The sequence below is a fragment of the Streptomyces sp. NPDC102462 genome, assembly GCF_044765425.1.
GTDB lineage: Bacteria > Actinomycetota > Actinomycetes > Streptomycetales > Streptomycetaceae > Streptomyces.
The window spans coordinates 1-5090 of record NZ_JBIWKB010000128.1 but is presented as its reverse complement, the minus strand read 5'-3'; the positions used below and the strand labels follow the sequence as shown (position 1 = coordinate 5090).

Genomic DNA, 5090 nt, shown 5'->3' with positions numbered 1-5090 from the left:
CCGCAGTTCTGCCATCTGTTCAGAGGAGAGATCCATACCTGACTCAACGATCACAGAAGCCTCAGGTTCCATGAACAGGATCACGAGACACTAGTCCTCCGCCGCGCTGTGGAGGGGCTCCTCGCTCCGGACACCGTGCTCGACATCCTGCGCAGCTTCACCGTTTTTGGCACGGACAAGAACCACCGCAAGATTAAGACGGTCTGCCGCTATCAGCAGTATGAGGCAGGCCGCCGCATGGTTGACCGAGTGGCTGATCCGGATGCCCCCCGAAAGGGCTTGATCTGGCACTTCCAGGGATCCGGTAAATCCCTGCTGATGGTGTTCACTGCTCAGGCGCTGCGGGCACACCCCCGGTTGCCGGCTCCTACTGTGCTCATCGTCGTGGACCGCCAGGACCTCGATACGCAGATCACGACGATCTTTAACGAAGCCGACGTTCCCAACGTCGTCTCTGCCAACAGCGCTTCCGAACTACGCCAGATGTTGGCCAGCGGTCAGCGGAAGATCATCGTTACTCTCGTCCACAAGTTCCGGAGAGAAGAGCTCAGCGATGTGTTGTCCACGCGCGGCGACATCGTGTGCCTGGTGGACGAAGCCCACCGGACGCAGGACGGCGACTTCGGCCTGCGTATGCGCCATGTGCTGCCCAACGCTGTCTTCTTCGGTCTTACCGGTACACCGATCAACCGCAGCGACATCAACACCTTCAACACCTTCGGCGCCGAGACGGACAAGGGCCGCTACCTTTCCAAGTACTCCCAGGCTCAGTCCATCCGTGACAAGGCCACGTTGCCGCTGCACTTCGAGCCGAGGGATTCCCGGTTCCAGATTGACCGATCAGTGCTGGACGCCGAGTTCGACCAGCTCACCAAGGGGCTGAGCGCGGCGGAGAAGGCCGCTATGCAGCGGCGTGCGGCCCGCATGGGCGCTCTGATCAAGGCGCCCGACCGGATCCGTCGTGTGTGCGACGACATCGCCGAGCACTTCTCTGCCAAGGTCCAGCCGGAGGGCTTCAAGGCGCAGGTGGTGGTCTTTGACCAAGAGGCGTGTCACCTCTACAAGCAAGAGCTGGACAAGCGGCTCGGCCCCGAGGCATCTGAAGTTGTTGTCTCTGCTCAGGGATTGCCCAAGCCACTTAAGGATCGCTACAGCCGTACCAAGGTCGAGGAAGCCGCCCTGTTGGAGCGCTTCGGTGACCCAGATGACCCATTGAAGATCCTCATCGTCACCGCGAAACTTCTCACCGGCTTCGACGCTCCGATCGTGCAGACCATGTACCTGGACAGGGCGCTGAGGGATCACACGCTGCTCCAGGCCGTCTGCCGTGTTAACCGTCCGTACCGCACACCTGGCAGCGACCAGGAGAAGACTCACGGGCTGATCGTGGACTACCTCGGTGTCTTCGGCCCGTTGAGCAAGGCGCTGCGGTTCGACGAGCAGTCAATGCAGCAGACCGTCCAAGACATCCAGAAGCTGTGGGACAAGTTGCCCCAAGCATTGGAGGACTGTCTCGAGTTCTTTCAGGGGGTGGATCGGACGGAGGACGGTTACAAGGGGCTCTTTGCGGCCCAGCAGAAGCTGCCCGACGAGGACACCCGGGAGCAGTTCGCCATCGCGTTCGCCACACTGTCGCGTCTGTGGGAGGCGCTGTCTCCCGACCCTAGGCTGAACGACCATCTCGCCGACTATCGCTGGCTTGCCCAGATTCACCACTCAGTCCGTCCCTCTACCGCGACGACGCCGCTGTTGTGGCGCTCACTCGGACCCAAGACCCGGGAACTGATCAACCAGAACATCCACGCTGACACCCCGCCGGGGCACCTGGAAACGCTCGTGATCGACGCCGAGCTTGCGGAATACCTTGAGAGGCAGCCGGCGGACAAGGGCGTACGCAAGCTCCAACCGAATCTGGCTCAGAGGATCTCGCGGCACAGAGGGAAGGCATCGTTCGACTCCCTGTCAGAGCGGCTGGAGCGGTTGCGCTTGCAGTACGAACAAGATCAGCTCGACAGCGTCAAGTACCTCAAGGCCCTACTGGTCCTCGCTCGTGATGTCGCCGCCGCCGAGCGTGACGCAGAGCAGGGCCGGAGGACACAGAGCCCGGAGGAGGAAGGACGCACCGCACTGACGACCTTGTTCGAGACCTCCCGTACCACGGAAACCCCCGTGGCAGTCGCCAAGCTAGTAGAGGAGATCGACGACATCGTCCGGAACGTGAGGTTCCCTGGGTGGCAGCGGACCGTCAGCGGTGAGCGCGATGTGAAGAGGGCGCTCAGGCGGACGCTGATGCGCTATCGGCTACAGAAGGACGAGGAACTGTTCCAGAAGGCGTACGACTACATTCGCCAGTACTACTGAAGCGAACTGCCGGACCCTGGAATGTCAGTGCAGTCCAGTACTCTCCATACCGTTCTGACCTGCGCAATCGCAGAGAGGAGGCGATCGCCTTGGCTTCTCCACGGGCACTTCGCTCCGCCGCGCGGCCCACGGTCATGACCGTGCGGGAGGCGGTCACCGAGTTGCGGGGTGGGCGACTGCGCTTGGCGGCCGATCCTGGCGGTACAGGTGAGTGGCCCAAACGACGTAAGCACCTGTTGCTGGACTCTGTCCTCCGCGGCTGGCCCATTGGGCCCCTGCACGTGGTGCAGGGGCCGAACGATGTACGTACTGTCATGGACGGCCGGCGCCGGCTGGCAACTTTGCAGGAGTTCGTGGATGGCCGCCTCGACTTGGATGGCCGGATCACTCCCCACGACCCGGTGCTTCGTGAGTCTGACGGGAGGCTCTACCCGAATCTGCCGTCTGGCCTTCGCGCGGCTATCGACGACTACCCCTTGGTTGTACTGGAAATCGAGGGGATGCCGGCCGCCGAGCTGCGCTCGGCTCTCTTGCGCCTGAACGACGGCACAGGTCTGTCCGAGACAGGGCGAAAGCTGGTGGAATCGGGCTCCTTCGGAGCACAAGTACGCGATCTGGTCCTGAACGCCGTTGACTGGGGGCTGACAGAGGAACGGGTTAGTTTCGGCAACGTCGGCCTGGCGTACGAGGACGTGATCAGTAGGGCGCTCGTCGCTGTGGAGGAGGGGAGCGTACGGACCGCTGCCGCGGACAGCAAGGAGCTCGCTGAGCGGTTGCAGTCTGGCCACCCCGTCTCGCCTGAGACACAGAACGAGGTGGCTGAGGCGCTGAAGGAACTGCTCTCGCTGCCCGCGCTCGACCTTCCCGCCGTCCGCTTCGTCAAGCCCACACTGTTGAGCTGGCTGCTCGTCATGATCCACGCTCGAAGGCGCCTCGGGCCAGGCTCCGAGCACCATCTCGGACATCTCCTGGAATGGTTCGAACCGCAGCGTCTCAGGCTTGCCGCCCGCCTTAGTCTCGACATGCGACCACCGCTGCGTTCCGGGATGAAGGGCCTTCCCTACGAAGCTCTCCTAGCCAGGTTCAACGAATCGTCTGCCGTGGTAGCCCACGGCCCAGACGCGACCTTGTTGCGTGACGCGATCCTCTGGCTGTTCCTGGTTGCGACGGGCGGAGCCCCGTCACGTCGCACCGAACCTGTGCCGGCCGTTATGCGGATGTTCGAAGTACTTACGCGACCGGACATTGCCGCGCTCGAGGATGACGACCTGGATGAGCTGCTCTGGGCCCATGGCAGCCTCGGTTCCTGGGGGGAATGGCGTTGAGAGAGGCCGAGGTCCGGGAGGGGTACCGTCAACTCGCTGAAGGCGAGGCGCAGTCGCCCCTGCGTGAGGTTTACATCGACGGGCATGCCCATCTTGGTACGGTGCTGGCTGAAATGGCACCAGGTATCACCCTGCTGTGTGGTGTGAGCGGTGTGGGGAAGACCCAGTTCCTCCGGACGATGGCGCACGAACTTGGCACATTCTCGGTGGCGTACGACGGACAGGTGCCCTCTGTACGGATCACCGGTCGCGTACTGCACGGCCCGTCGGCGAAGAAAGGTGCTCCACCCCCACCGGACGATGCGAATCTCGCCGTGGCCAATACGCCATGCCTATATATCGACACCGCACGCGAGTGCTTCGACGTGTTGGCCCAGGTGCGACGTACCTCGGACGACGAGTTGGAAGACCTTCGAGCTTCGGCGGCCAAATCCCCACCCCACCGCTGGGCGGACGGCGCACTGCGCTACATCCTTGGCCGGGAATACGAGGACATCTCCTATCAGGAGCTGGACCGGCAGAACCCCGAGAAGGGTGAGCCGCGCACATGGTTCTACCACGAGCTGACCTATGGGAGGACGGCGTACGGCCCTGACAAGATGAGTCTGGGAGAGCTGGCCGCCTGCGTTATGCTCCAGGCACTGCGCAGGGCTCCCAGGGGAAGCATCGTGCTGCTCGACGAGCCGGAGAACTTTCTGTCCCCCAAGTCCCGACAGCGCCTACTGCACGAGATCATTGGGTGGTCACTCAAACAACAGATCTCTGTCGTCGTTGCCTCTCACTCGACGGAGATCGCGCAACTGTTGCCACCCGCATCGCTGCGAACGATCCAGCGGGGTCCTGAGGACCAAGGGGTGGTGATCTCTGCTGGGGGAATTCCGGCACAAGTTAGCAGAGTTCTGGGACTGAAACCACGCCCCGAAGCAGTGCTGCTGGTTGAAGATGGCTTTGCCAAGGCCCTACTAGAAGCCGTCCTTGCCCGGTGCGCACCGAATCTGCGCCATCACGTTCTAGTCCAGGACGTACGAGGCGCCGACCAAGTCACAGCAGTTGCCGGTGCCCTCGGACCAACACATCCGGGCATGCATTTCCTCGGTGTATTGGATGGCGACGTTCGAAACAACCCCAAGTATCAGGGGCCGTGGCTCACATACCTGCCTGGCGACGGTGATCCCGAGGCTGTGGTCATGGAGGCTATTACTGCTGATTTAAAGAAAGCAGCAAGGGGCCTCGATATTGCCTGGGAGGAGCTAGACCAGGCGGTCGCTGACACGGAGGCGAGCGACCCCCATGACCAACCCAAGATCGTTAGCCTCGATCATTCATGAGTCCCCGTCAGCTTGCTGACGGGGACTCTGTGTCTGTGCGGTGGGGTCTTTTCGGGGTTGGGGCAGGCTGAGGGCC

General features: G+C 62.4%; 3 protein-coding genes. All 3 read left to right on the top strand.

The window, feature by feature from the left end; all coding sequences use genetic code 11:
- The first annotated feature begins 108 nt into the window (after positions 1-108).
- Positions 109-2361, top strand: a complete 2253-nt coding sequence (locus ACIRFL_RS43420; RefSeq protein WP_404041186.1) for a type I restriction endonuclease subunit R — start codon at positions 109-111, stop codon at positions 2359-2361.
- 140 nt (positions 2362-2501) lie between these two features.
- Positions 2502-3686, top strand: a complete 1185-nt coding sequence (locus tag ACIRFL_RS43415; RefSeq protein WP_404041183.1) for a DUF262 domain-containing protein — start codon at positions 2502-2504, stop codon at positions 3684-3686.
- The gene (locus tag ACIRFL_RS43410; protein WP_404041180.1) at positions 3683-5014 is read left to right on the top strand and encodes an AAA family ATPase; all 1332 of its coding nucleotides are present in this window, start codon (positions 3683-3685) and stop codon (positions 5012-5014) included. The genes ACIRFL_RS43415 and ACIRFL_RS43410 overlap by 4 nt, the downstream gene beginning before the upstream one ends.
- The last annotated feature ends 76 nt before the right edge of the window (positions 5015-5090 follow it).